This window comes from Micromonospora citrea, from assembly GCF_900090315.1.
GTDB classification, from domain to species: Bacteria; Actinomycetota; Actinomycetes; order Mycobacteriales; family Micromonosporaceae; genus Micromonospora; species Micromonospora citrea.
In genome coordinates this window covers 2,361,560-2,386,233 of sequence record NZ_FMHZ01000002.1, presented here as the reverse complement: position 1 = coordinate 2,386,233, position 24,674 = coordinate 2,361,560, and the positions used below count along the sequence as shown (strand labels likewise).

General features: G+C 74.5%; 26 protein-coding genes. 19 read left to right on the top strand and 7 right to left on the bottom strand.

Going from position 1 to position 24,674, the window contains the following annotated elements:
- The first annotated feature begins 26 nt into the window (after positions 1-26).
- Positions 27-809 carry an SDR family NAD(P)-dependent oxidoreductase gene (locus GA0070606_RS10835; RefSeq protein ID WP_091097333.1) on the top strand — a complete coding sequence of 261 codons (783 nt, stop codon included), beginning with the start codon at positions 27-29 and terminating at the stop codon, positions 807-809.
- A gap of 56 nt (positions 810-865) precedes the next feature.
- On the top strand, positions 866-1,330 hold the full coding sequence (locus GA0070606_RS10830; protein WP_091097331.1) for a hypothetical protein: 465 nt from the start codon (positions 866-868) through the stop codon (positions 1,328-1,330).
- Between the two features lie 150 nt (positions 1,331-1,480).
- On the opposite strand, the gene GA0070606_RS10825 is transcribed toward GA0070606_RS10830, so the two are convergent.
- Entirely contained in the window at positions 1,481-1,765 is a 285-nt protein-coding gene (locus tag GA0070606_RS10825) for a DUF427 domain-containing protein (protein ID WP_091097329.1), read from the bottom strand.
- A 185-nt stretch (positions 1,766-1,950) separates the two neighbouring features.
- On the opposite strand from GA0070606_RS10825, the gene GA0070606_RS10820 reads away from it, so the two are divergent.
- The 9 genes from GA0070606_RS10820 (at position 1,951) to GA0070606_RS10775 (ending at position 11,076) form a co-directional block, all read left to right on the top strand.
- The gene (locus GA0070606_RS10820; RefSeq protein ID WP_091097327.1) at positions 1,951-3,351 is read left to right on the top strand and encodes an FAD-binding oxidoreductase; all 1,401 of its coding nucleotides are present in this window, start codon (positions 1,951-1,953) and stop codon (positions 3,349-3,351) included.
- The gene (locus GA0070606_RS10815; protein WP_091097325.1) at positions 3,348-4,691 is read left to right on the top strand and encodes a class I SAM-dependent methyltransferase; all 1,344 of its coding nucleotides are present in this window, start codon (positions 3,348-3,350) and stop codon (positions 4,689-4,691) included. The genes GA0070606_RS10820 and GA0070606_RS10815 overlap by 4 nt, the downstream gene beginning before the upstream one ends.
- Positions 4,692-4,778: 87 nt before the next feature.
- Positions 4,779-5,336, top strand: coding sequence for a winged helix-turn-helix domain-containing protein (locus tag GA0070606_RS10810; RefSeq protein WP_091097323.1), 558 nt, complete (start codon positions 4,779-4,781; stop codon positions 5,334-5,336).
- Complete coding sequence (locus tag GA0070606_RS10805; RefSeq protein ID WP_091097321.1) at positions 5,329-6,207, top strand: SRPBCC family protein; 879 nt, start codon at positions 5,329-5,331, stop codon at positions 6,205-6,207. The genes GA0070606_RS10810 and GA0070606_RS10805 overlap by 8 nt, the downstream gene beginning before the upstream one ends.
- Positions 6,208-6,375: 168 nt before the next feature.
- On the top strand, positions 6,376-7,236 hold the full coding sequence (locus GA0070606_RS10800; protein ID WP_091107571.1) for a sugar phosphate isomerase/epimerase family protein: 861 nt from the start codon (positions 6,376-6,378) through the stop codon (positions 7,234-7,236).
- Between the two features lie 48 nt (positions 7,237-7,284).
- On the top strand, positions 7,285-7,518 hold the full coding sequence (locus tag GA0070606_RS10795; RefSeq protein WP_091097319.1) for a zinc-ribbon domain-containing protein: 234 nt from the start codon (positions 7,285-7,287) through the stop codon (positions 7,516-7,518).
- Positions 7,519-7,762: 244 nt separating this feature from the next.
- Complete coding sequence (locus GA0070606_RS10785; RefSeq protein ID WP_091107569.1) at positions 7,763-8,236, top strand: hypothetical protein; 474 nt, start codon at positions 7,763-7,765, stop codon at positions 8,234-8,236.
- A gap of 105 nt (positions 8,237-8,341) precedes the next feature.
- The gene (locus tag GA0070606_RS10780) at positions 8,342-9,448 is read left to right on the top strand and encodes a hypothetical protein (protein ID WP_091097315.1); all 1,107 of its coding nucleotides are present in this window, start codon (positions 8,342-8,344) and stop codon (positions 9,446-9,448) included.
- Entirely contained in the window at positions 9,445-11,076 is a 1,632-nt protein-coding gene (locus GA0070606_RS10775; protein ID WP_245724646.1) for a hypothetical protein, read from the top strand. The genes GA0070606_RS10780 and GA0070606_RS10775 overlap by 4 nt, the downstream gene beginning before the upstream one ends.
- Positions 11,077-11,326: 250 nt before the next feature.
- Here the strand turns inward: GA0070606_RS10775 and GA0070606_RS10770 are convergent, their stop codons facing one another.
- The gene (locus GA0070606_RS10770; protein ID WP_091097313.1) at positions 11,327-12,274 is read right to left on the bottom strand and encodes a S41 family peptidase; all 948 of its coding nucleotides are present in this window, start codon (positions 12,272-12,274) and stop codon (positions 11,327-11,329) included.
- A 57-nt stretch (positions 12,275-12,331) separates the two neighbouring features.
- On the opposite strand from GA0070606_RS10770, the gene GA0070606_RS10765 reads away from it, so the two are divergent.
- Positions 12,332-12,862, top strand: coding sequence for an ArsR/SmtB family transcription factor (locus GA0070606_RS10765; RefSeq protein WP_091097311.1), 531 nt, complete (start codon positions 12,332-12,334; stop codon positions 12,860-12,862).
- Between the two features lie 91 nt (positions 12,863-12,953).
- Positions 12,954-13,712 (top strand): MerR family transcriptional regulator, encoded by a 759-nt coding sequence (locus tag GA0070606_RS10760; RefSeq protein WP_091097309.1) that lies wholly within the window; start codon positions 12,954-12,956, stop codon positions 13,710-13,712.
- A gap of 89 nt (positions 13,713-13,801) precedes the next feature.
- On the opposite strand, the gene GA0070606_RS10755 is transcribed toward GA0070606_RS10760, so the two are convergent.
- Complete coding sequence (locus GA0070606_RS10755) at positions 13,802-14,677, bottom strand: alpha/beta fold hydrolase (RefSeq protein WP_091097308.1); 876 nt, start codon at positions 14,675-14,677, stop codon at positions 13,802-13,804.
- A 91-nt stretch (positions 14,678-14,768) separates the two neighbouring features.
- Here GA0070606_RS10755 and GA0070606_RS10750 point away from each other — a divergent pair, with 91 nt between their 5' ends.
- Positions 14,769-15,368 (top strand): TetR/AcrR family transcriptional regulator, encoded by a 600-nt coding sequence (locus GA0070606_RS10750; protein WP_091097306.1) that lies wholly within the window; start codon positions 14,769-14,771, stop codon positions 15,366-15,368.
- 114 nt (positions 15,369-15,482) lie between these two features.
- Here the strand turns inward: GA0070606_RS10750 and GA0070606_RS10745 are convergent, their stop codons facing one another.
- Entirely contained in the window at positions 15,483-17,012 is a 1,530-nt protein-coding gene (locus tag GA0070606_RS10745) for a gluconokinase (RefSeq protein ID WP_091107568.1), read from the bottom strand.
- 171 nt (positions 17,013-17,183) lie between these two features.
- Here GA0070606_RS10745 and GA0070606_RS10740 point away from each other — a divergent pair, with 171 nt between their 5' ends.
- The 4 genes from GA0070606_RS10740 (at position 17,184) to GA0070606_RS10725 (ending at position 22,176) form a co-directional block, all read left to right on the top strand.
- Positions 17,184-19,559, top strand: a complete 2,376-nt coding sequence (locus GA0070606_RS10740; protein ID WP_091097304.1) for an acylase — start codon at positions 17,184-17,186, stop codon at positions 19,557-19,559.
- Positions 19,560-19,894: 335 nt separating this feature from the next.
- Positions 19,895-21,034: a hypothetical protein gene (locus GA0070606_RS10735; protein ID WP_091097302.1), complete on the top strand. Its 1,140-nt coding sequence runs from the start codon at positions 19,895-19,897 to the stop codon at positions 21,032-21,034.
- Between the two features lie 150 nt (positions 21,035-21,184).
- The gene (yidD, locus tag GA0070606_RS10730; RefSeq protein WP_091097300.1) at positions 21,185-21,616 is read left to right on the top strand and encodes a membrane protein insertion efficiency factor YidD; all 432 of its coding nucleotides are present in this window, start codon (positions 21,185-21,187) and stop codon (positions 21,614-21,616) included.
- A gap of 68 nt (positions 21,617-21,684) precedes the next feature.
- Complete coding sequence (locus tag GA0070606_RS10725; protein WP_091097298.1) at positions 21,685-22,176, top strand: WapI family immunity protein; 492 nt, start codon at positions 21,685-21,687, stop codon at positions 22,174-22,176.
- A gap of 79 nt (positions 22,177-22,255) precedes the next feature.
- Here GA0070606_RS10725 and GA0070606_RS10720 read toward each other — a convergent pair whose 3' ends face one another.
- Positions 22,256-22,723: an SAM-dependent methyltransferase gene (locus GA0070606_RS10720; protein ID WP_091097296.1), complete on the bottom strand. Its 468-nt coding sequence runs from the start codon at positions 22,721-22,723 to the stop codon at positions 22,256-22,258.
- Between the two features lie 54 nt (positions 22,724-22,777).
- Positions 22,778-23,680, bottom strand: coding sequence for an NADP-dependent oxidoreductase (locus tag GA0070606_RS10715; RefSeq protein ID WP_091097294.1), 903 nt, complete (start codon positions 23,678-23,680; stop codon positions 22,778-22,780).
- Between the two features lie 108 nt (positions 23,681-23,788).
- On the opposite strand from GA0070606_RS10715, the gene GA0070606_RS10710 reads away from it, so the two are divergent.
- Positions 23,789-24,187 carry a winged helix-turn-helix transcriptional regulator gene (locus tag GA0070606_RS10710; RefSeq protein ID WP_091097292.1) on the top strand — a complete coding sequence of 133 codons (399 nt, stop codon included), beginning with the start codon at positions 23,789-23,791 and terminating at the stop codon, positions 24,185-24,187.
- A gap of 21 nt (positions 24,188-24,208) precedes the next feature.
- Here GA0070606_RS10710 and GA0070606_RS10705 read toward each other — a convergent pair whose 3' ends face one another.
- A complete protein-coding gene (locus tag GA0070606_RS10705; RefSeq protein WP_091097289.1) occupies positions 24,209-24,637 on the bottom strand; it encodes a VOC family protein in 429 nt (142 codons plus the stop codon).
- Between the last annotated feature and the right edge of the window lie 37 nt (positions 24,638-24,674).

The following is a 24,674-nucleotide window of genomic DNA, read 5'->3' as shown; positions in this document are numbered from 1 at the left end:
GACGGATAGCCGCTACGGTTCGATGCATGACTGATGTTGCTCTCATCACCGGCGCTTCGACCGGCATCGGCGCCGAGTTCGCCCGACAGCTCGCCGCGCAGGGGCGGAACCTGGCCCTGGTCGCCCGGTCCGTCGACCGGATGGACGAACTCGCCGCGACGCTCCGGCAGGCCCACGGCGTGCGGGTCGAGGTGATCGGGCAGGACCTCGCCGCACCCGACGCCACCGCCCGCGTCGTCGCCGAGTTGGCCGCCCGCGGCCTTCGCGTGAACCTCCTGGTCAACAACGCGGGCTTCGGCACCTGCGGACGGTTCGAGGAGATCCCCGGCGACCGCGACCACGACCAGCTCATGGTCAACGTCGTGGCGCTGACGGACCTGACCCACGCGCTCGTGCCCGCCATGCTGGCCCGTGGCGGCGGCGGGGTGATCAACGTCGCGTCCACCGCCGGCTTCCAGCCCGCCGCGTACTTCGCCGTCTACAGCGCGGCCAAGTCGTTCGTGCTCAACTTCAGCCTGGCGCTGTGGAGCGAGTACCGGGACCGGGGCGTCAACGTGCTGGCGCTGTGCCCGGGCCCCGTCGAGACCGGGTTCTTCGACACGATCGGCACCCGCCGGGCCGCCATCGGCGGGCGGATGGAGACGCCGCAGCGGGTGGTGGCCCGGGCGCTGCGATCGCTGGCCCGCAACGAGGGCTACGTGGTGGCGGGCCGGGGGACCTTCGTCGGCGCCCACCTCCAGCCGCGCCGGCCCCGCAAGCTGTTGGCCCTGGTGAGCCGCGCCGTCACCCGGGGCGTGCTGCCGGCCTGACCGCCGCACCTGCCCGGTTCGGCCCGCCGGGCGCCGGATCGGGCTAGCCTGGGCCGGTGGAGGTGGAGAGGCTGCGGCGGGCGTACGAGGAGGTGCTCGCGGAGGTCGACGCGGGCGGGTTCGGGCCACCGCCGGCCGGGCAGCTCAGTGCCGAGCAGATCGTCGCCCACCTCGCCGCCAACGACGAGCTGATGACCGAGGCGACCGAGGCGGTCATCGCGGGTTCGCCGTTCGCGTACTACGACCTGGAGACCATCCACCGTCCACAGGTGGACGCGCTGGTCGCCGAGTGCGGCGGGCTGGACGGGCTGGCCACCCTGCTGCGGGCCACCAGCCAGAAGCTCTGCGCGCTGACCGAGCGGCTCGGCCCGGCGGCCGAGACCCCGGTCGAGACGCACCTGCGCGAGGGCTTCGACCTGGTCGTCGACGACACCCTGCCCTGGGGGCGCACCCTCGACCTGCACACCCGCGTGCACCTGCCGAAGCACCTCGCCCAGCTCCGGATGCTCCGCGCCACCTGACCCGCACCCTGTCCGCGATCCCCGCACCCTGTCCGCGATCCGGCGCCCCGGCCACGGTCCCGTTGCCATCGCCCGCCCCGGCGAAGCGCGCCGAGAGGCACGAACGCCAGGCCGGCGGCGCGGGATCGCGGGCGGGCCGGGGGAGCGGGGTCAGTCGACGACCCGGACGTCCTTCCAGAAGGCGACGCGGTCGCGGACCATCTCCGCCTCCGGCTTCGGGTCGGGGTAGTACCAGACCGCGTCGGGGCTGGTGCGCCCGTCGTGGGCGAGGGTGTAGTAGGAGGCCGTGCCCTTCCAGGGGCAGACGGTGTGCGTGTCGGACTCGCGGATCAGGTCGTCGCGCAGGGCGGCACGCGGGAAGTAGTGGTTGCCCTCCACCAGCACGGTGTCGTCGCTCTCGGCCACGACCACGTCGTTCCACACAGCTTTCGGCATGCCCTCCACGCTATGCCGACGGCGGCCCCGCGACCACCGCACCGCGCGGCATGCCCGACCGGGCACCGTTCCGCGGCGGCCGCGCCGCCACCGCCGCCCGGCGGCCGGCGCGCGGCGTTCCTCGATGCGAAACGGCCACCGTGGACATCCCACGCCGTCGACCGACTGCGGCGTACAGTGATCGCATGTGCGCGGTGCGTGTGGATCATCACCCGGTCGACCACGACGGCGCGGTGGCGCGGCTGCGCCGGTCGTACGCGGCGGTGCCCGAGGGCGAGCCGGTCCGCCTGGCCAAGCGCACCTCCAACCTGTTCCGCCCGAGGAACGCCCCCCGGGCGCCGGGGCTGGACGTCAGCGGCCTCACCGGCGTGCTCGACGTGGACCCGGTCGCCCGCACCGCCGACGTGCAGGGCATGTGCACCTATGAGGACCTCGTCGACGCGACCCTGCCGCACGGGCTGATGCCTCTGGTGGTGCCGCAGTTGCGCACCATCACCCTCGGCGGGGCGGTCACCGGGCTGGGCATCGAGTCGACGTCGTTCCGCAACGGGCTGCCGCACGAGTCGGTGGTGGAGATGGACGTGCTCACCGGCGCGGGCGAGGTCGTCACCGCCCGGCCGGAGGGGGAGCACGCCGACCTCTTCGCCGCCTTCCCCAACTCGCTGGGCAGCCTCGGCTACGCCACCCGGCTGCGCATCGAACTCCAGCCGGTACGCCGCTTCGTGGCCCTGCGCAACGTCCGGTTCACCCGGCTGGAGGCCCTGACCGACGCCATCGCCGAGGTCACCGCGACGCGGTCGTGGGCGGGCGAGGGCGTGGACGCCATGGACGGGGTGATGTTCAGCCCCGGCGAGGCGTACCTGACCCTCGGCACGTTCACCGATCACGCCCCGGCGGTCAGCGACTACACCGGGCAGGAGATCTACTACCGCTCGCTGCGCCGGCGCACGCGCGACGCCCTGACCACGTACGACTATCTCTGGCGCTGGGACACCGACTGGTTCTGGTGCTCGGCGGCGTTCGGCGTGCAGCACCCCGTGGTGCGGCGGATCTGGCCGGCGCGGTGGCGGCGCAGCGACGTCTACCACCGGCTGGTGCGGCTGGAGCACCGGCACGGCGTGGCCGCCCGGATCGACCGCCTGCGCGGGCAGCCGGCGCGCGAGCGGGTGGTGCAGGACGTGGAGGTCCCGCTGGACCGCACGGCGGAGTTCCTGCGCTGGTTCGCCCGGACCGTAGGGATGACCCCGGTCTGGCTCTGCCCCCTGCGGCTGCGCGAGCCGTCCGGCCCGGAATCGGCCCGGGCCTGGCCGCTGTATCCGCTCCGGCCGGGGCAGGACTACGTGAACGTCGGCTTCTGGGGGAGCGTGCCGATCGCCGACGGCGCCGCCGACGGCGACGTCAACCGGATGATCGAACGAACGGTGTCGGAGTCGGGCGGGCACAAGTCGCTCTACTCCGACGCGTACTACGACCGGGAATCCTTCGACCGGCTCTACGGCGGCGCGACGTGGCGCCAGGTGAAGGACCGCTACGACCCGGACCACCGGCTCACCGGACTGTACGAGAAGGCGGTAGCACGACAATGAGCCTGACCGATCGAGACCAGGGGGCGGCGAGCGCTCCCGCCACCCCGCCGGCGGGGGGCCGGCGCCCGGGTCCGACCGTGGCGGACGTCGTCCGCGCGTTGACCACGGGGGACCTGCCGGTGCGGGTCACCGGTTACGACGGCAGCGCGGTGGGCCCGGCCGACGCCGGGATCACCCTGTCGATCCGTTCCGAGCGGGGCCTGACCTACCTGCTCACCGCCCCGGGCGACCTGGGCATGGCCCGGGCGTACGTCAGCGGCGACCTGGCGTTGCAGGGGGTGCACCCGGGCGACCCGTACGAGGCGCTGCGGGTGCTCAAGGACGAGTTGCGGCTGCGTACGCCCCCGCTGACCGAGGCGCTGGCCCTGGTGCGCGGGCTGGGCTGGGAGCGGCTGATGCCGCCGCCGCCCCCGCCGCAGGAGGCGCAGCCGCGTTGGAAGCGGCTGGTGAACGGGCTGCGGCACTCCCGGCTGCGGGACAGCACGGCGATCTCCCACCACTACGACGTCTCGAACGCCTTCTACGAGAAGGTGCTCGGCCCGTCGATGACGTACACCTGCGCGCTCTACCGCTCGCCCGACGACACGCTGGAGCAGGCCCAGGCGGCCAAGTACGACCTGGTGGCGCAGAAGCTGGGCCTCAGGGCCGGGATGCGGCTGCTCGACGTGGGCTGCGGGTGGGGCGGCATGGTGCGGCACGCGGCCCGCGAGTACGGCGTGCGGGCGCTCGGGGTGACCCTGTCCCGGGCGCAGGCGGAGTGGGCGCGGGCGGCGATCGAGCGGGAGGGGCTGGCCGACCTGGCCGAGGTGCGCCACCTCGACTACCGGGACGCGCCCCGCGAGCAGTTCGACGCGGTCTCCTCGATCGGGCTGACCGAGCACATCGGGGTGCGCAACTACCCGGCCTACTTCAAGGCGCTGTCCGACCGGCTGCGGCCGGACGGCCGGCTGCTCAACCACTGCATCACGCGGGCCGACAACCACGCGCCGCACCGCTCGGGCGCGTTCATCGACCGCTACGTCTTCCCCGACGGCGAGCTGGCCGGTCCCGGCCGGCTGATCGGCGAGATCCACGACGTCGGGCTGGAGGTGCAGCACGAGGAGAACCTGCGGCTGCACTACGCGCTGACGCTGGCCGCCTGGTGCCGCAACCTGGTGGCGCACTGGGACGACTGCGTCCGCGAGGTGGGGCAGGGCACCGCGCGCGTGTGGGGCCTATACATGGCGGGCTCGCGGCTGGCGTTCGAGCGCAACGGCATCCAGCTGCACCAGGTGCTGGCCACCCGTAACGGCCCGGAGGGGGCGACGAGCTACCCGCTGCGCCCCGACTGGCTGCCCTGATCCGCCCCGACAGCCGCGCCGTCCCTCGGCGCGGCTGTCGTCGAGGCTATTGACAAACAAATTTTTTACGTACAAACTGATTTTGCCATGAGAGATGTCCTGTACCTGGAGCAGATCGAGCAGGCCGAAGCCCTGCTCAAGCCGCAGCGCGTCGAGGTGCTGCGGCAACTGGCCGAGCCGCGCACCTGCACCGAGGTCGCCGCCCGGCTGGAGCAGACGCCGCAGCGCGTCTACTACCACGTCAAGCAGCTCGTCGCCGCCGGGCTGGTCGAGCAGGTCAGCGAGCGCAAGGTCCGGGGCATCAGCGAGGGCATCTACCAGGCCGCCGCCCGGTCCTACTGGCTCTCGCCCCGACTGGTCGGCCGGATCGGCCTGCGTCGGGCCCGCGACGAGCTGAGCCTCGGCTACCTGCTCGACCTCATGGAGGAGGTCCAGGCCGACATCGCCGGGCTGGACCGCGCCGCCCCCGAGCTTCCCTCGATCGGGGTGGCCGGCGAGATCCGGGTGCCGGCCGAGCAGCGCCAGCAGTTCCTGCACGACCTGCAGAGCACTCTGCAGGACCTGTTCACGCGCTACGGGGGCGCCGAGGGCGACGCCTTCAAGCTCGCCGTGGCCTGCTATCCGAAGGGGAAAGACCGTGACTGAACCGATGAAGCTGCCCGCCCGCCTCGCCGCGCCGGTCGAGGCCGTCCGCCGCGCCCTGACCGACCCGGCCGAGCTGCGCGTCTGGCTCGCCGAGCACGCCGAGGTCGAGCTGCCGCACCGGTACGAGTTCTGGGGCCGCCACACCCCCGAGGGCGACGCGCCGCACCAGCGGCTGCTGCACGTCGACGACGACACGCTGCGCTTCGCCTGGCTGCTCGACGGGGTCGAGACCACCACCGAGTTCGCCCTGCGCGCGGAGAGCCCCGACTCCACCGTGCTGACCCTGACCCAGAGCCACTTCGACTTCGCCGAGGCGATGAGCGGCAGCTCCATCCGGGGCGTGCTCCAGACCTACTGGAGCCTGTCGATCGCCAACCTGGCCGCCCACCTGGAGGGCCAGCCGCTGCTGCCGAAGGTCGACTTCACCTCCGCCGACCTGCGCGGCGAAATACTCATCGACGCGCCGGCGGCGAAGGTGTTCGAGTCGCTGACCGACTCCGAGCAGGCCACCGCCTGGTTCGGCTACCCGATCGGCATCGAGCCCTGGGTCGGCGGGCGCTACGCCATGGGCGGGCTCGAGTCCGGCTTCGCGGCCAAGATCGTCGACCTGGAGCCCGGCCGGAAGCTGTCGGTGGACTGGGGGCCCACGGGCGTCAGCACCTGGGAGCTGGCCGAGTCGCAGGGCAGGACGAAGCTGACCTTCGTGCAGTCCGGCTTCGACGAGCAGAACCCGCCGTACGGGGCCTGGGCCGGGTCGGTCTCCGGGCTGGCGGAGCTGCGCCGCTACCACGAGATGAAGGACTGGCAGCCGATCTGGCTCCCGTCGGAGGTGCCCGGCCTGGAGCCGCAGGCCGCATCGGCGACGACCTGACCGTCGCGTAGGCGGTGCCCGGCCCCGGCGGGCCGGGCACCGCCGTCCCCGACCGGGCCCGTCCGAGCCGCGCATGATCCTCTACAGTCGACGGATCTCGGCGGCTGGTCGCCGAGCCGCCCGGCGGTGAGCCGGTCGGCGAACTGCGGCGGGGAGGCGCGGGCGGCGATGAGGATCGGCATCAACACGTGGGCGTGGGTCGCGCCGCTGACCGACGACGCGCTGGCCCGGCTCGCCCCGCGGATCAGGGCGTGGGGCTTCGACGCCGTCGAGCTGCCCGTGCAGGCGCCCGGCGACTGGGACGCGGCGTCGGCCGGGGGCCTGCTCGCCGGGCTGGGCCTGGCCCCCGCGGTCTGTGCCGGCCTGCTGCCCGAGCACGACCTGCTCGCCGACGACGGCGAGGTGGTGCGGCGTACGACCGACTTCGTGCGGCACTGCGTGGCGCTGGCGGGCCGGGTGGGCGCCGCCGTGGTCGCGGGCCCGCTCTACGCCCCGGCCGGGCGCACCTGGCTGCTCGACGCGGACGCGCGCCGCGCCGCCGTCGCCCGCCTCCGCGACCGGCTCCGCCCGCTGGCCGACGAGGCCGCCGAGCGGGGCGTGACGATCGCCCTGGAACCGCTCAACCGCTTCGAGACCAGCCTGGTCAACACCGTCGAGCAGGCGCTGGAGGCGGTCGACGGGATCGTCGGGCTGGGCCTCGCGCTGGACACGTTCCACATGAACATCGAGGAACGCGACCTGCCGGCCGCGATCCGGGCGGCCGGTGACCGCCTGGCGCACGTGCAGGTCTGCGGCAACGACCGGGGCGCGCCGGGCGGGGACCACCTCGACTGGCCGGCGATGCTCGACGCCCTGGCCGACATCGGCTATGCCGGCCAGGTGAGCATCGAGTCGTTCACCGCGCCGGCCCTGGCCGTGCCGATGTCCGTGTGGCGGCCGCTCGCCACCGGCCCCGACGCCCTCGCCGTCGAGGGGCTGGCGTTCCTGCGGGAGCTGTCGGCCGCCCGCGCCGGAAATTTCCGCCCCTGACGCGGGTCGGGGGGTGATTGCGGGGCCCGCAGCGGGTACTGCCGGGCGATGTTCTTCATCTTCGGGCTCCGCACCAAGGTCAGCCGGTCGGGCGTGGTGCAGCAGGTCTGCCGCAACTGCGGCAACCACGCCGCACAGGTCATCACCCGGCGGTCGACGAGGTTCAGCCTCTTCTTCGTCCCGATCATCCCGATCCGCACCCGCTACGTGCAGCAGTGCACCTTCTGCGGCGCCCAGTACGACATCTCCCGGTCCGAGGCCGAGCGCCTCCCGGTCGGCTGAGCCACCGGTGGCCCGCTTCCTCTGCTGGCTGATCGGCCGGCAGCCGGCCGCGCCCGCCCCGGCGCCCGTGCACACCGTCTCCCGGCCGCCGTGCACCCCGGGCTGTCGGCGTCGCCGCCGCGACCGTCGGCCGCTGGCCGGCACCGCCCTGCCCCGCTCGCCCCGGAACCGCTCCGCCGAGCGGTGACCGCACTGTGACCTCCGCCGATCCGGCGGGGGTGCGGGCGCGTGTGAACATGTGAGGGTGTCGTATCCCCCTCATCCGCCGTACCCGCCCGTGCCCGGCGCGGTGACGCCACTGGTCCACCCCCACCCGATCGCGCCCCCGCCGGGGTACGCGGTGCTCGCCGTCACGGTGAACCGCGGCCCGTACATCGTGCCCGCCCCGACCACCAGCAAGTTCAAGATCGACGGCCAGACGGTGTCGATCCCCGGCGAGGGCACCTGGTACATGGTGGTCGCGCCCGGGCAGCACGACGTCCGCTACACCGACTTCATGGGCGTCCCGCTGATCACCACCTCGCTGGCCGTCCAGCCCGGCGCGGCGCACCACCTGTCGTTCCGCTTCGGCGGGTGGCGCAACCGCGTCCACGACGGGCACGGCACCGACGTGACGAGGTTCGGGCTCTGGTCCAACTACAGCATCCTGCTGGTCACGCTCGCCATTTTCGGGCTGCTCTGCTGCGGTGTCTTCGGCGTCCTCCTCGGCTCGTCCTGACGCCGGTCCCGCACGGCCCGTACCCGGCGCGCGGACGTCGCCGGGCGCCGACCGGCCGGGGCTGCGCCCGGCAACCGTCGTGGGGACCGCCTATCGTGGCGGATCGTGACGAGCACCGAGGAGCGACTGGCCGCGATCCGTGGTGGCGTGCCGCCCAGGCGGCACAACGCCCGCACCATCGCCGCCCTGACCGGCAACCCGGGCTGCACCCGGCGGGCCGTGCTGGACGGCGCGGGGGTGGACAAGCCGAAGCTGGCCGAGCGGATCGGCTTCCCCGCCCGCTTCGGGCAGTCCCGCTTCGCCATCACCCGGGGCAACGCGTTCGAGGCGCAGGTCAAGGCCGACGGCGGGGCGGAGCTGTTGCGGCTGGTCGCCGAGCGGCTGGGCGTACCGGTGCCGGCGGCGGCGACCTGGACGGACCTCGGCGACGGCCCCGACGACGACATGGCCGCCCGCCAGCGGCGCTCCGCCGAGCTGCTGGCCGCCGCCGCGCCGGGCGACGGGGCGGACGCGGCCCTGTTCGACCACCCGCTGCTCGGGCTGGACGTCGCCGGCCGCCGGGTGCACCTGGAGCCCGACCTGGTCGCCGCGCGGCTCGCCGGCCGGTTCCACGTGGTGGAGGTCAAGTCGTTCCCGGTCGTCGACGGCCAGGCCGACCCCGCCAAGGTGTCCGCCGCCGCGATCCAGTCCGCCGTCTACGTGCTGGCCCTGCGCGAGCTGCTCGCCGCCGCCGGCCGCGACCCGGAACTCGTCTCGCACGACGTGGTGCTGGTCTGCCCCCGGGACTTCGCCAACCAGCCCCTGGCCAGCCTGGTCGACGTGCGCAAGCAACTGCTGGTGCTGCGCCGCCAGCTGGACCGGATGGCGCGGCTCGACGCGCTGCTGGCCGCCGTGCCCGAGGACTTCACCGCCGACGTGGCCGCCGAGCCGGCGACGCTGCTGGCCGCGCTGTCGCGGGTGGAGGCCCGCTACGCGCCCGAGTGCCTGGCGGCGTGCGAGCTGGCGTACTTCTGCCGGCACGAGGCGCGCGGCCACACCGGGGCGCTGGGCCGGCCGGTCCGGGAGGCGCTGGGCGGAATCGCGGACGTCGGCGAGGCGCTGGCGCTGGCCGCCGGCGAACGCGCCCCGACCCCCGAGCAGGAGCAGGCCGCCGCGCTGCTGCGGGCCGCCGCCCGGCTGCGCGCCGACGCCCTCGCCGGGGCGTCCGCATGAGTACGCTTCGCGCGCTCGCCCGGGCCCAGGCGCTCGCCGCCGGGGTGGCCCAGCCGGTGGCGACCGTCCGGCACCTGCACCTGGCCGAGCGCCCGCTGGTGCTGGTGCCGCTGGCGATGGCCGGCGAGGCGAACGCCCCGCTGGCGGCGCTGGTCGGCGACGCGCCGGACGCGGGGCGGCTGCTGATCGTGCCGCAACCCCGCAACCGCGACCAGCGGTTCGCCTTCGCCGCGGAACTGGCCGCCGCCGTGCTGCCCTACCTCGACGGGTTCCGGGGCGTCGCCGAGGCGGTGCCCGTCGACCGGGGCAGGGACGTGCGGTACCGCTACGTCGACGCCCCGCAGCTTCTCGTGCCGAACCCGGCCGGGGTGACCTTCCTGCGACTGCTCGGCCGCTCCACCCGCTTCCGCCGCCCCGACGGCGAGTACCCGGTGCACCCGTCGGTGCCGGTGCTCGGGCGCTGGCTGACCTTCTTCGCCGAGCGGGCCGAGCACCCCGGCTCGTCGGCGCTGGTGGCGATGACCGACGCGCTCACGCTGCACTGGGCGACCGGGCAGAGCCCGGTGGAGGATCTGCACCTGCCGGCGCTGACGGGCTGGATCGACCCGCCGGCCGGGCTCACCGGGGCCGAGGCGGCGGCCCGGGCCGAGGATCCCGCCGTCTGCCCGCCCGCCGGCCCGGCCACCGACCCCGACTTCGACAACCACCGGCTCGCTCCGGCCATCGCCGCGTACGCCGCCGCCGAGGACGACCCGGTGGCGCGCGCCGAGGCGTACGCGGAGCTGGAACGGTTGCTGCGCGGCCAGCTCGCGCCCACCTGGGAGCTGATGTGGCGCGGCGTGGGGCTGCTGCGCGGCCTGCCGCCCGGCGCCCGGGTGGCGGGCCGGTGGGACGGCGACAAGGACGCCTTCACCGGCTACGCCGAGCACGTCGACGCCGGCGGCGCGCCGCAGCCCCGCCGCGACGGGGCGGTGGCCGCCGCCCAGCGGCTGCACCGGCTGGAACGCGCCCAGACCTCGTACGCCGTCCAGCGCGCCTACGACGACCCGCTCGTGATGGCGGAGCACCGGCTGACCGGCGAGGCGTTCGTCGGCGAGGTGACCCTGGCCGACCCGAAGCGGGTGGACGACACCGGCAAGCGACCGGTGCTGCGGCCCCGCGTCCAGGTGGTGACCACCGAGCCGGTGCTGGTGCCGATCGGCGCGACGCTCCACTCGCCGACCCGGCTGGCGCAGAAGGCCAGGGTGGTCTTCGTGACCCCGGCGGACGGCAGGACCGAGGTGGTGCTGGAGCTCTCCGGCGGCATGGGGCGGGGGCTGACCGCGCCGCCGGGCAGCGTGCCGGAGGTGGGGGAGCGGCTCTGCTACACCACCCTGTCGGATGCGTTCATGCCGGCGGGGGCCTTTCCGGCCGTCGAGGAGACGCCGTGGACGCACGGCGGCCCGCCGGTCCCGGCTTCGCCCGTCTCCGGCCCGACACCCGCGTCCGCCGGCCTCGAAGCGGGCGCGTCCGCCGGCCCCGGAGCGGGCGTGGGCGCCGGCCTCGGAGCGGGCGTGGGCGCCGGCGACCCGACGGTGACGGCCCTTGCGGCCGAATCGGACGGCGACCCCGCCGAGGAGTGGGCCTGACCGACTGACGATCAACCGGTTCCCGACATTCGTCGGGCCGGACGGGCGGATGTGTCCCGCAGCGCCTTTCGAGGTGATGTCGCAGACGAATCACCGCGGGCCGGCCCGGGTGTCGTCGCCGGCCCTGGGTGCCGCTGTGCCCCGGAGGTCGCGCTGATGTCGCAGACGATTCACCGCGGGCCGGCCCGGGTGTCGTCGCCGGCCCTGGGTGCCGCTGCGCCCCGGTGGTCGCGCTGATGTCGCAGACGATTCAGCTCGACAGCACCGTCCGACCCCTTCCCCCGCCCGCCGGGTCGGCGACCACCGCCGCCGCGGCGTCGAGCGCCTCGGCTGCGGGCACCTCGACGTCGGGCACCACACCGGTGCCCTCCCAGTTGGTGCCGGAGACCGGGTTGACCGGGCTGGCGACCGGCACGGAGAGGTGCAGGTGCGCATGGACCGGGAAGCCGGTCCGGGGGTGGGCGCCGCCCCCGGTGCGCTCCCCGACGACCGTGGCGCGGCCGTGCTGCTGGAGCGCGTAGGCCAGCGACTCGCCGCCGGAGAACGTCGTCGCGCTGGTCAGCACGGCCAGCGGTCGGTCGCCGCCGAAGCGGGCGCCGGCCGACGGCGCGGGGCTCCAGAACTGGCGGTCGGGCCGGTGGCGCTGGCGCATCGTGTAGAGGTGCGTCGGCCGGTCGAAGAGGTGCCCGCAGACCAGCGCCTCCATCTCCGGGTCGCCGCCGATCGTCTCGCGCAGGTCGAGGATCAGGGCGTCGGCGTCGGCGACGAGGCGCAGCGCCGCCGTCATCGCCTCCCCGGCGAGCGCCGGCCCGAACAGCGCGGGCTCGATCCGCACCAGGCCGACGTTGCCGCGCAGCCGCTCCACCCGGTGGATGCCGCCCAGGCTCTCCCGGGCCATGCGCGGCAGGTCGTCGGCGAGCGGGTCGCCGGAGTCCTCCGGCAGCGGCTGCTCGTGGAACCTGACCCCCAGGTGCCGGTCGCCGTTGACCGACTGGAGGGCCCGGGTGAGCGTGCCGGCGAGCGCCGGCCAGGACCCCGCCCGCCGGTGCCGGTCGACGTCGGCCCGCAGCAGCGCGGCGAGTCGGGCCGCGACGTCGGGGAAGACGTAGTGCTCGTCGACCAGCCGCGCCGTGCGCTCGACGACGTCGGCGATCTCGATCTGCGTCGCCGGCCGGTCCCGTGTGTCGAGGGTTGTCATGTGCGCAGTAGAGCAGCCGCTTTGACAAAGCGTCAAGAGGCGTAGACACTTTCGTCCATGACGCCGACACCCACGGAGCGGCCCCCCGACGACCTGCTGGAGGTCACCACCCCCGCGCAGTTCAAGGCGCTCGGGCACCCGCTGCGGCAGCGGCTGCTCTTCGCGCTCGGGCAGCGCCCCGCCACCATCAGCCAGCTCGCGGCGACGCTCGGCGCGGCCAAGGGCAACGTGGCCCACCACCTCAAGGTGCTGCGCGACGCCGACATGGTCCGCGTCGCCCACAGCCGCCAGGTCCGCGGCGGCACCGAGCAGTACTACCAGCGCGGCGCCCGACGCGTGCGGGTCGCGCCCGGGCACTCCGCCGCGACCGCCGCGTTGCTCGGCGCGGTCGCCGAGGAGGTCTCCGCGGCGCCCGGTGAGCCGCTGCTGCACCTGCGCCACCTGCGCCTCACCGCGGCCCAGGCCGACCGGCTCGCCGCCGCGCTCAGCGACCTGGTAGAGGGCGCGCAGGACGCGGGCGAGGACGAGCCCCGCTACGGCGTCCTGGTCAGCCTCTACCGGCAGGCCCCGCCGCCGCCCCCGGCCTGACCTGCCCGTCGGCCGCCTCCGGGCGCGTCAGAATCGGCCTTGACCCTCACGTAACGGCAGGCGAGAGGCTGGTTCCCGGAAGGAGGGAACGATGGCCTACACGGTGGGACAGGTCGCGAAGGCGGCCGGGGTGACCGTGCGGACGCTGCACCACTACGACGAGATCGGGCTGCTCTCGCCCAGCGGTCGCAGCAGCACGGGCTACCGGCGCTACGACGACGCCGACCTGGAGCGGCTGCAGCACGTCCGCTACTACCGGGAGCTGGGGTTCCCGTTGGAGGAGATCGCCGCGATCCTCGACGACCCGGCGAGTGACCCGGCGGCGCACCTGCGCCGCCAGCACGAGCTGCTGACCGTACGGATCAAGAAGCTCCAGGAGATGGTCACGGCGATCGAGTTCGCGATGGAGGCGAGCAAGTTGAACATCTCACTGACCCCGCAGGAGCGCTTCGAGGTCTTCGGCGACTTCGACCCGGAGGCGCACGCCGAGGAGGCCGAGCAGCGGTGGGGCGGCAGCGAGGCGTACCGGGAGTCGAACCGGCGCGTGTCCCGCTACACCAAGGACGACTGGCTGCGGAACAAGGCGGAGAACGAGGACTGGGGGCGGCGGTTCGCCGAGGTGATGTCGTCCGGGGCGCCGGCCGACAGCCCGGCCGCGATGGACCTCGCCGAGGAGCACCGGCAGATCATCAGCCGCTGGTTCTACGAGTGCTCCTACGAGATCCACACCGGGTTGGCCGACATGTACGTGGCGGACGAGCGGTTCACCTCGTACTTCGAGAGGATCAGGCCGGGGATGGCCGCGTACCTGAGCGAGGCCATCCACGCCAACGCGATCAGCCGCGCCTGAGGGTTCGGCCCGTACGCCGTCCGCAGGTCACCTCCGTCGAGGTGCCCCCGGCCCGCCGGCCGAGCGCCGGCGGGCGGGGGCGGTCGAGGTCATGCCTGGCCGACCCGCCGCAGGAAGTCGCGGATCAGCCCGGCGATCTCGTCGCCGTGGGTCTCCAGCGCGAAGTGGCCGGTGTCCAGCAGGTGGATCTCGGCGTCGGGCACGTCCCGGGCGTACGCCTCGGCTCCGGCGGCGCCGAAGATCTCGTCGTGGCGGCCCCAGGTGACCAGGGTCGGCGGCCGGTGCTCGCGCAGGTAGCGCTGGAAGTCGGGGTAGACGTCGAGGTTGAACTGGTAGTCCCAGAAGAGCTGGAGCTGGATCTCGGAGTTGCCCGGCCGGTCGAGGCCCGCCTGGTCGAGTCGCCAGGTCTCCGGGGCGACGCGGTCCAGCCGGTCCGCCGGCACGCCGTGCGTGTACTGCCAGCGGGTGGCCTCGACCTCCAGCAGCCTGCGGACCTCCGGCTCGTGGGTCGCCCGGTCCTTGGCGTGCGCGAAGAGCACGTCCCAGAACGGGGTGAAGCCCTCGGTGTAGGCGTTTCCGCTCTGGGTGACCAGCGCGGTGACCCGCTCCGGGTGCCGGCTGGCGATGCGCAGGCCGATGGGGGCGCCGTAGTCGTGCACGTAGAGCGCGAAGCGGTCGATGCCCAGGGTGTCGAGCAGGCCGAGGGTGATCCCGGTGAGCCGCTCGAAGCTGTAGTCGAACCCGTCGACCGGCGGGGCGGAGGAGTTGCCGAACCCGACGTGGTCGGGGGCGACGAGGTGGTATTCGTCGGCCAGCGCCGGGATCAGGTTCCGGAACATGTGCGAGCTGGTGGGGAAGCCGTGCAGCAGCACCAGGGTGGGACGGGAGGGATCGCCGGCCTCCCGGTAGAAGATCTGCTGGCCGGCGACGGAGACCATGTGGTGACGGGTGGCGAACGGGGACACGGGCACGCTCCTCGGCATCGGGAGAACGATCGTTCTCCGGCTCGGTTGATACCGTAGGAGAACGATGGTTCTCCAGGCAAGGGGCTTTGACATGGACCACACCACGGCCGAGGCGCGACTGCTCGACGCGGCCGACGCGCTCTTCTACGAACGCGGCATCCAGGCCGTCGGGATGGACGCGATCCGGGCCGCCTCCGGCGTCTCGCTCAAGCGCACCTACCAGCTCTTCCCCTCGAAGGAGCACCTGGTGGAGGCGGTGCTGCGCCGCCGCGACCGGGCCGTCCGCGACGCGCTGGCGGCGTACACCTCGGCGCGGCCGACCCCGACGGAGCGCGTCCTGGCGGTCTTCGACTACCTGCGCGACTGGTTCGACGAGCCCGACTACCGGGGGTGCGCCTTCATCAACTCGTTCGCCGAGCTGGGCGGCACCTCGCCCAACGTGGTCGACATCGTGCGTACCCACAAACGGGCCTTCGCCGACCACCTCGCGGCACTCGTCGCGGAGGCCGGCGGGCCGCCGGCGCTCGCCGCGCAGCTCGCCCTGCTGGCCAACGGCGCGATGGTCACCGCCGCCATCACCGGCGACGTCGGGGCCGCCCGCGAGGCCCGCGCCGCCGCCCGCCGCCTGCTCGACGCGGACGCCGCCCCGGGAACCGCCGTCCCGGCGGCCAGCGGGCAGCCGCCGGCCTGAGGCCGCCTCACCGGCCCCGGCGGCGTCGCGGCGGGTACCGGTAGGCGGCCGGCAACGCCACGGCCACGGGGATCCGGCCGGGCCGCCGGCACGCCCCGGAGGACCGGGCGGTCGCTACGCCGGTCCCGGCGGCAGGCCCGGGGCGAGCCGGCGCAGCGAGGTGAACGTGGGGACCAGCGCGCCGTACAGCTCGGAGAAGAGCGGCAGCAGGGCGGCGTACGTGGCGGCGGCGGCCGGCTCGGGGCGGGCCGTCTCCCCGATGTGCACCAGGTCGGCGGCGACGTCGATCGAGGCGACCAGCCCCAGCGCCTGCATGCCGAGCAGCGCCGCCCCGAAGCTGGAGCCCTCGCGGCCGGTGGGGAAGCGCACCGGCATGCCGAGCACGTCGGCGAGCATCTGCCGCCACAGCGGGCTGCGGGCGAACCCGCCGCTGGCCCGGATCTCCCGCACCTCGTTGCCGGCGGCCCGCACCGAGGCCAGCACCAGCGCCAACTGCTGGCAGACGCCCTCCAGGGCGGCCCGCACCAGGTGCGCGCGGCGGTGCACGTGGGTCAGCCCCACGTACGCGCCGCGCGGCAGCGCGTTCCAGTGTGGCGCCCGCTCGCTGAGCAGGTACGGCAGCATGATCAGGCCGCCGGAGCCGACCGGCGCCTCGGCGGCCAGGGCCAGCAGTTCCTCCTCGGCGTCCTCGCCCAGCTCCGGGGCGAGCGCCTCGCCGGCCCAGTCCAGCACGACGCCGCCGTTGTTGATCGCGCCGCCGACGACCCAACGCCGCTCGGTCAGCGCGTAGCAGAACACCCCGCCGAGCGGGTCGACGCCCGGGCGTTCGACCATCACCCGCATCGCGCCGCTGGTGCCGATCGAGCAGGCCATCACTCCGGGGGCGACCGCGCCGAGCCCGAGGTTGGCCAGCGGGCCGTCGCCCGCGCCGACGACCACCTTCGTGCCCGGCGGCAGCCCGGTCGCCGCGGCGGCCTCGGCGGTGAGGCCGGGCAGCACGGTGGTGGTGGACACCAGCTCGGGCAGCTGCTCCTCGGTGATCCCGGCGATGCCCAGCGCCTCGGGATCCCAGGAGAGCTGGCGGATGTCCAGCAGGCCGGTCGCGGACGCGACCGAGTGGTCGGTCACCAGCGCGTCGCAGAGCCGCAGCAGGATCCAGTCCTTGATGCTGACCCAGTGGGCGACGCGCCCGAAGAGCTGCGGCTCCTGCTCGGCGAACCAGAGCAGCTTGGGCAGCGGCGCCATCGGGTGGACCGGGGTGCCGGTGCGGTGGTGCAGGGCCAGGCCGGAGGGGATGCCGCGCAGCCGCTCGGCCTGCCGGCTGGCCCGCGAGTCGGCCCAGGTGACCGACGGGGTGAGCGGGGTGCCGTGGTTGTCGAGCCCGATCAGGCTGTGCATCGCGGTGCTGAACGCCAGGCCGTCGACCTGCCGGCCCAGCTCCGTCACGACCGTACGGACCGACTCCAGCACCGCCGCGTGGATGAGGTGCGGATCCTGTTCGGCGTAGCCGGGGTGGGGTTCGTCGAGCGGGTAGCCGACCGAGTGGTGCACGAGCTGGTTGCCGCCGACGTCGTACGCGACGGCCTTGGTGCTGGTGGTGCCGATGTCGACGCCGACCACGACGGCACGGAGCGGGTCGCGCACCGGCCCCACCCCCTCGCTGACCCTGGGTGCCGCCGACGTTACCCAGCAACCGGACGGCCCGTAGGGGGAACAACCCGTTTCCCGGTCAGGTCTTCCCCGGCGCCCCCGCCCGGCACGAGAATGCCCATCAGTGTGAATGTCCTGCACGTTCACGACGGGGAGGAAGACACGATGAGGTTGAAGCCGACCGGCGCGGTGGTCACCGCACTCGCCACGGTCGTCACCACGGTGGTCACCGGCGTCCCGCCGGCCGCCGCACAGCACCGCGACGGCGGCTACTCGGCGGAGATCCGGCGGGCGTCGTACGGCGTCCCGCACATCACCGCCCGCGACTTCGCCTCCCTCGGCTTCGGCGTCGGCTACGCACAGGCCGAGGACAACATCTGCGTCATCGCGGAGAAGGTCGTCACGGTCAGCGGGGAGCGGTCCCGTTTCTTCGGCGTGACCGGCCCGACCGACGCCAACGTGCGCAGCGACCTGTTCTACCGCAAGGCGATCGACGACGGCACCGCCGAGCGGCTGCTGCAGGGGCCCCGCGACGGCGTGCGCTCCCCGTCGAACGAGGTGCGCGACCAGATCCGCGGCTTCGTCGCCGGCTACAACAACTACCTGCGCCGCACCGGCGCGGCGAACCTCACCGACCCGGCCTGCCGGGGCAAGTCGTGGGTGCGCCCGCTGACCGAACTGGACCTGTGGCGCGCGAGCTGGGCCAGCATGGTCCGGGCGGGCTCGCGCGCGGTGCTCGACGGGATCGTCGCCGCCGCGCCGCCGACGGCCACCGGCCCGGCCGGTGTGCTGGACGCGCCGGGCGCCGCGGCGGTGGTCGCCGCCCGCGACGGCGCGCCCGCCGGAGTGGGCAGCAACGCGTACGGGCTGGGCGCGCAGGCGACCACGCACGGCGGCGGGATGCTGCTGGCCAACCCGCACTTCCCGTGGGAGGGCGCGGAGCGCTTCTACCGGATGCACCTGAAGGTGCCGGGCCGCTACGACGTGGAGGGCGCGGCGCTGATCGGCGACCCGATCATCGAGATCGGGCACAACCGCACCGTCGCCTGGAGCCACACCGTCTCCACCGCCCGCCGCTTCGTCTGGCACCGGCTGGCGCTGGTCCCCGGCGACCCGACCTCGTACTACGTGGACGGCCGGGCCCGGAAGATGACCACCCGCACGGTCACCGTCCAGGTGCCCGCCCCGGGCGGCGGCACGGCGCCGGTCAGCCGCACCTTCCACGACACCCACTTCGGCCCGGTGGTCGTGGTCCCCGGCACGTTCGACTGGACCACCACCGCCGCGTACGCGATCACCGACGTCAACGCCACCAACAACCGCGCGTTCGACGGCTGGCTCCAGATGGGCCGGGCGAAGACCGTCCGCGAGCTGAAGCAGATCCTCGACCGGCGTCAGTTCCTGCCCTGGGTCAACGTGATCGCCTCCGACGCGCGCGGCGAGGCCCTCTACGCCGACCACTCGGTGGTGCCCCGGGTCACCGACGAGCTGGCCGCCGCCTGCATCCCCGCGCCGTTCCAGCCGCTCTACGCCACCAGCGGCCAGGCCGTCCTCGACGGCTCCCGGTCGGCGTGCGCGCTCGGCCGGGACCCCGACGCGGCGGTGCCCGGCATCCTCGGCCCGGCGAAGCTGCCGATCCAGTTCCGCGCCGACTACGTGGCCAACTCCAACGACAGCCACTGGCTGGCCAACCCGGAGGCGCCGCTGGAGGGCTACCCGCGCATCATCGGCAACGAGCGCACCGAGCGCAGCCTGCGTACCCGGCTCGGCGTGGAGCAGGTGCGGGAGCGGCTCGCCGGCACCGACGGGCTGCCGGGGCGGAAGTTCACCACGGCACGGCTCTGGCAGATTCTCTTCGGCAACCGCGCGTACGGCGGCGAACTGGTCCGCGACGACCTCGTGGCGGTCTGCGCCGCGCACCCCACCGCGACCGCCTCGGACGGGACGACCGTCGACCTGCGCGACGCCTGCGCGGCGCTGAAGGGTTGGGACCTGCGCGTCGACCTCGACAGCCGGGGCGCGCACCTGTTCACCGAGTTCGCCCTGTCCGGCGGCATCCGCTTCGCCGACGCGTTCGACGCCGGTGACCCGGTGCGCACCCCGAGCCGGCTGGACACCGCCGACCCCCGCGTACGCACGGCGCTCGCCGACGCGGTGCGCCGGCTCGCCGGTATCCCGCTCGACGCCCGGCTGGGCGACGTCCAGTCCGAGCCGCGGGGCGAGCGGCGCATCCCGATCCACGGCGGACGCCCCGAGCCCGGCGTGTTCAACATGATCATCGGTCCGCTGGTGCCCGGCGTCGGCTACCCGAAGGTGGTGCACGGCTCGTCGTTCGTGATGGCGATCGAGCTCGGCCCGAACGGCCCGTCGGGGCGGCAGATCCTCACCTACTCGCAGTCGAGCAACCCGAACTCCCCCTGGTACGCCGACCAGACCCGGCTCTACTCCGGCAAGGGCTGGGACACCATCAAGTACACGGAGGCGCAGATCAAGGCCGACCCGAACCTGCGCACCTACCGGGTCGGGGAGGGCCGCCACTGACCCGCCACCGCCACTGACCCGCCACCTGCCGGCGCGCCGGCCGGGCCACCCGACCCGGCCGGCGCGCCGCCGCACCGCACCGCACCGCCTCGCGCGGCCCCTGTGGGCAGTGCGCCCGCCGGGCCCGACCGGGGCCGACGGCGGTTCGCGCCTCGGCCGGGCCCGCCCGGGCGACACGCCCGACGGGCACGGGTCGGCCCGGCGAAACCCGCCTATCGTCCGATTTGGTCCGCCGATCGGCCATTTTGCCCCGTTGCGTCGTGTCTCCCCCGACCGTTGTCACCGTTGAGGACTGTGACACCCCGGTTGGTGGCCTGCGCGGCGAAGGAGTCGGCATGGCAAGGACTGATTCGACGGGTTCCACGTGGCGGTACCGGTGGGCGCACCGGCAGAACGAACGGCGTCGGCGGGTGTTCCGCAGCGCCGAGAAGGCCTGGCGACGGCGCGACGACGAGCTGCGCCGGCTGCGTACCCTCGCCGAGGAGTTCCAGGGCTCGGCCGCCGCGGGCGCGGGACTGCCCCTGGAGCTGGCGCCCGACGAGGTGGTCTTCTGGGTGCTGCCGGCCGCGCAACTGGTGGAGGTCCGGCACACCACCGTGCTGCCCGCGCCGGACCTGACGGTCGCCCCGGAGTCCGCCCCGCTGCGCGCCCGCAGGCCCGACGGGATCCGCGTCACCGACGCCGGCATGGCGGTGATCACCAACCGCCGGCTGGTGCTGCTCGGTGGGCGCGGCCGGCGCGACTGGGCGTACGGAAGGATGACCGGCCTGGCGCACGACCCGCACGCGCCGGTCACCCTGATGCAGGTGCTGGACCGGCGACGCACCTCCGGGCTGATGCTCCCCGTCGACGTGGCCGCCGACTTCCGGTTCAAGCTGACCCTGGCCTTCGCCGACGCCATCGAGCAGCGCGGCGCGGTGCTCGACCAGCTCGACGAGGCGATCGCCGAGCACGCGCAGCTCAAGCCGTTCCGGCCGGTGATCGCCACGCCCGGCCAGGCCCGTCCCTTCGCGCTCGTGCCGGGCGGCCGGCGCACCGTGGCCGTCGCCGCCGGCATCGCCCTGCTGGTGCCGGCCGCGCTGCTCGACACCGACCCGGGCCCGACCGGCTCCGAGGTCGCCGTCGCGGCCACCCCCGCGCCGAGCGCCACCGTGGCCCCGCCGGCCGCGCCGCCCGCCGGGCCCAGGGCAACGGCCGCCTCCGCGCCGCGCCGCGCCACCGACTCACCCGCGCCGACGCCCGCGCGGCAGCGGCGCTGCGGCGCCCCCGCCAACCCGATGGGGTACGACTTCTGCGGCGGCGACCGCGTCCGCAGGCCGGCCGCCGAGGTCTGCGACTTCTTCGACTGCGTGCCCGAGTTCTGGGCCGGCCGGGGCTACCTCGTGCAGTGCCGCGACGGCTCGGTCAGCCTGACCGGCGGGCGGCGCGACGCCTGCGCCGAGCACGACGGAGTGCGCCGCACCGTGTGGGGCTGACCTTCCCCGGCGGTAGGTCCCAGGTCCAGCCGTCGCCCCGGTCGCCGTCGAGGCCGTCCGCCATCCGCAACAGGCCGCGTCGGCCCCCGGTCCGCCGCCCCGGCGTCGCCCCGGCGTTCAGGGGTGGCGCGGCCGTCGCATCATGTTCCCGTGATCAACCTCAAGCACGACCGGCACCGCAAGAAGAAGAAGCGCGACCACTGCGACGGGTGCAGCTCGCTCGACTGCGACGTGCCCTGCTGCGACCTGGGCCTCTTCTCCACCCTGCTCACCCTCGGCGCGCTCTGCGCCCGCCTCGTGGCGCCCCGCCGGGCGTCGGCCGCCGCCGGGCGCGCGTCGTTGGTGGACCCCGCCGGGCGTACGCCGCTGCTGGACCGGGCCGGGCGGGCCGCGATCCTCGGCTACCGGCGCTGGCTGTCGCACCGCTGGCCGGGGCGGTGCCGCTACACCCCGACGTGCAGCGCGTACGGGCTGGCCGCCGTCGAACGGCACGGGTTGGCCATCGGTGGGCGGATGGCCGCCGCCCGGCTGCGCCGCTGCCGCCCCGACGTGCCGTGCGGCACCCACGACCCGGTGCGCTGACCCGGGGAACGCCTCTGACCTGCGCGACATCCGCCCGCCCGGGCGTGCGGTTCGGCCATGATGGGACCATGGAGATCCGCTCCGACGACGGCGCCCGGGTGAGGATCCGGCCGGTGGGCTACCAGCCCGGGGTCGAGCCGCCCGACGACCCGGACGAGGCGGCGGACTGGGACGACTGGCTGCTCATCGAGACCGATGCCCGCACCGCCGACGGCCAGGCGTGGTCGCACTTCACGCCCTGCCTCACGGTGTCGGAGGCGTACGCGCTGGCGGGCTGGCTGCGGCAGCAGGCCGAGACGACCGGCGACCCGGCGGAGCCGCTGGCGGTGGCGCGCTTCATCGAGCCGAACCTGGCCTTCCGCAGCCGGGTGCTGCGGCGCCGCCGGCTGGCGCTGACCGTCGAGTTCTCCTACGAGTCGCTGCCCCCGTGGATGCGGCGGCAGCCGCTCAGCGCGGTGTACCCGCTGACGCTCACCGTCTCCGCCGACGCCCTCGCGCTGGCGGCGGAGCAGTGGGCGCGGGAGGCCGAGGCGTACCCCCGCCGGGCGACCGCCTCCTGACCCGCCGCCGACCCCGCGGGGCAGGGTGGCGAGGACATGGAGGCGGTCGGGGGCCGGACCGTGCAGTTCGCCGTGCGACTCAGGGCTGGAAGTACTCCGACATCAGGCGGCCGACCCATTCCGGCTGCCGGACGTTCTGCGGCAGGAACTCGGTCATCGTCGGCTTCAGGTCGATGACGGGGGTGCCCGAGATCGCGTCGAGGCCGACCACCGTCAGTTCGCGGCCGCGCACGGACTCGATCGCGCAGCACGTCACCCCGATGCGGTTGGGTCGGCGGGGACCACGGCCGGCGAAGACGCCGACGGGCGGGAGGTCGGCGCGGCCGCGGTTCGGGCGGGGCTCCCGGTAGTCGTCGTGCTCCGGAAACTGGTCGAAGACGAACAGCACGTCGACGTGGGAGAAGCCCTCCAGCCCCTGCAGGCAGGCGTCGCCGAAGCGCTCGTCGACGACGATCGTGCTGCGGACGTCGCCCCAATGGTCGCTGTGCTGGGCGTCCGTCCTGTCGTTGCGGACCGTACCGATCGGGTAGATCTCGAAGCTGGGCATGGCTGCTGTTCCTTTCGGGTCAGTCGACGGCGGCGGCGCAGGTGCGGCCGGCGGTCAGGGGACGATCACCACACCGCCGCGGACGCCGCCCCGGGCCAGCCGGTCGTGCGCGGCCGCGGCGTCGGCGAAGGGGTGCACGCCGGCGACGCGAAGCGGGATGTCGCCGCTGGTGACGAGCGTGACCAGTTCAGCCAGCCGCGCCCCGTCCGGCTGCACCTCAAGCGCGAAGGTCCGGACGTTCCGCACCGGCTCCGGGCGAAGCGGAGGCGACGCGGCCACGTAGCCGCCGCCGTCGCGGACGAGGTCCAGCAGCGAGGGGCCGATCACCGCCAGGTCGACGACCGCGTCGAACGTCCCCGTCGGGCCGTCGGCGCGCGACACGAATGCCGCGCCCAACGACTCCACGAACGCACGGTCGTCGGGGCCGGCCAGTCCCGTGGCGTGCAGGCCGGCCGCGCGGGCCAGCGCCAGCACGAACCCGCCGACCTGCCCGGCGGCGCCGGTGACGAGCACGGTGGAACCGGCCGGGAGCGCGAGCAGGTCGAGGGCCTGGGCGGCGGCGAGGCCGTTGGTCGGCAGGGTCGCCGCCTCGGTGGCGGGGACGCCGGCGGGCGCGGTGGTCAGCCAGGCCGCGTCGAGCACCACGTACTCCGCGTGGGCGCCGACCGTGGTCTGCAGCCACGGCGAGAAGCCGACGACCTCGTCGCCGATGGCGAACCGCTCGAACGCCGGGTCGACCGCGTCGACGGTGCCGGCCACGTCCCAGCCCGGCGTGTACGGCAGGCCGGTCGGCAGCGGGGCCGGAAACCGACCGGAGCGGACCATCAGGTCGACCGGGTGGACGACGGAGGCGGCGACCCTCACCCGTACCTGCCCCGGCCCGGGCTCGGGCACCGGCACGTCGGCCACGTGCAGAACCTCCGGGCCGCCGAACTGTGCATAGCTGACTGCGCGCATCGCTGTCCCCCTCGTGAATTCTCGTGATCACCATGACCGTAGGAATCAGCGGGCACCGTCAGTAAGTAGGTACCGTGAAGTGCCTAGGGCACCGGTGGAGGAGCAGGGATGGCGACGACCACCGCGGCACAGCGCCGCGACCAGGCCAAACGCGACTACGACGCGTTCCTGGAACAGTGCCCGACCCGCGAGCTGCTGAGCAGGCTCACCGACAAGTGGGTCGCACTGGTGATCCCGGCCCTCGCCGACGGCCCGCAGCGGCACGGCGAACTCGCCGGCCGCATCGCCGGCGTCAGCCAGAAGATGCTCACCCAGACCCTGCGTACGCTGGAGCGCGACGGCCTGGTCGCCCGCACGGTCACGGCCTCGGTGCCGGTCCGCGTCGACTACGAACTCACCCCGCTCGGCCACGAGCTGTTTCCGGTCCTGGTCGGGATCAAGAGTTGGGCGGAGTCGCACATGGACCGGGTCTTCGAGGCCCGCGCCCAGTTCGACGCACGCCCCTGAGCCTCCTTCGCGGCCACTCACTCAGTGTGCGGTGAAGTCCGGGACGGTGAGCGTGCCGTCGTCGGCGAGGGGGAAGCCCGGGTTCCAGGCGATCTCCCAGACGTGCCCGTCGGGGTCGGCGAAGCAGCCGGCGTAGCCGCCGTAGAACGTCTCCCGCGCCGGCTGCGTCAGCGTCGCCCCGGCCTCGACCGCCACCGCCAGCACCTCGTCGACCTCGCCCCGGGAGCGGACGTTCTGCGCCAGCGTCATCCCGCCGAACCCGTGCCCGTCGACCATACCGGCGTCGGCGGCCAGCCTGTCGCGCCCCCACAGCACCAGCGCCAGGCCGCCGGCCTGGAAGAAGACGGTCTCCTCGACCTCCTGGCCGCGCCAGCCGAGCCGCTCGTAGAAGGCGTGGGCCCGGGCCACGTCGGCGACGCCGAGCGTGACGAGGCTGATCCGCTGCTCCATCGTCGTACCTCCAGAGTCGGCCGTGCCGGGCCGCAGC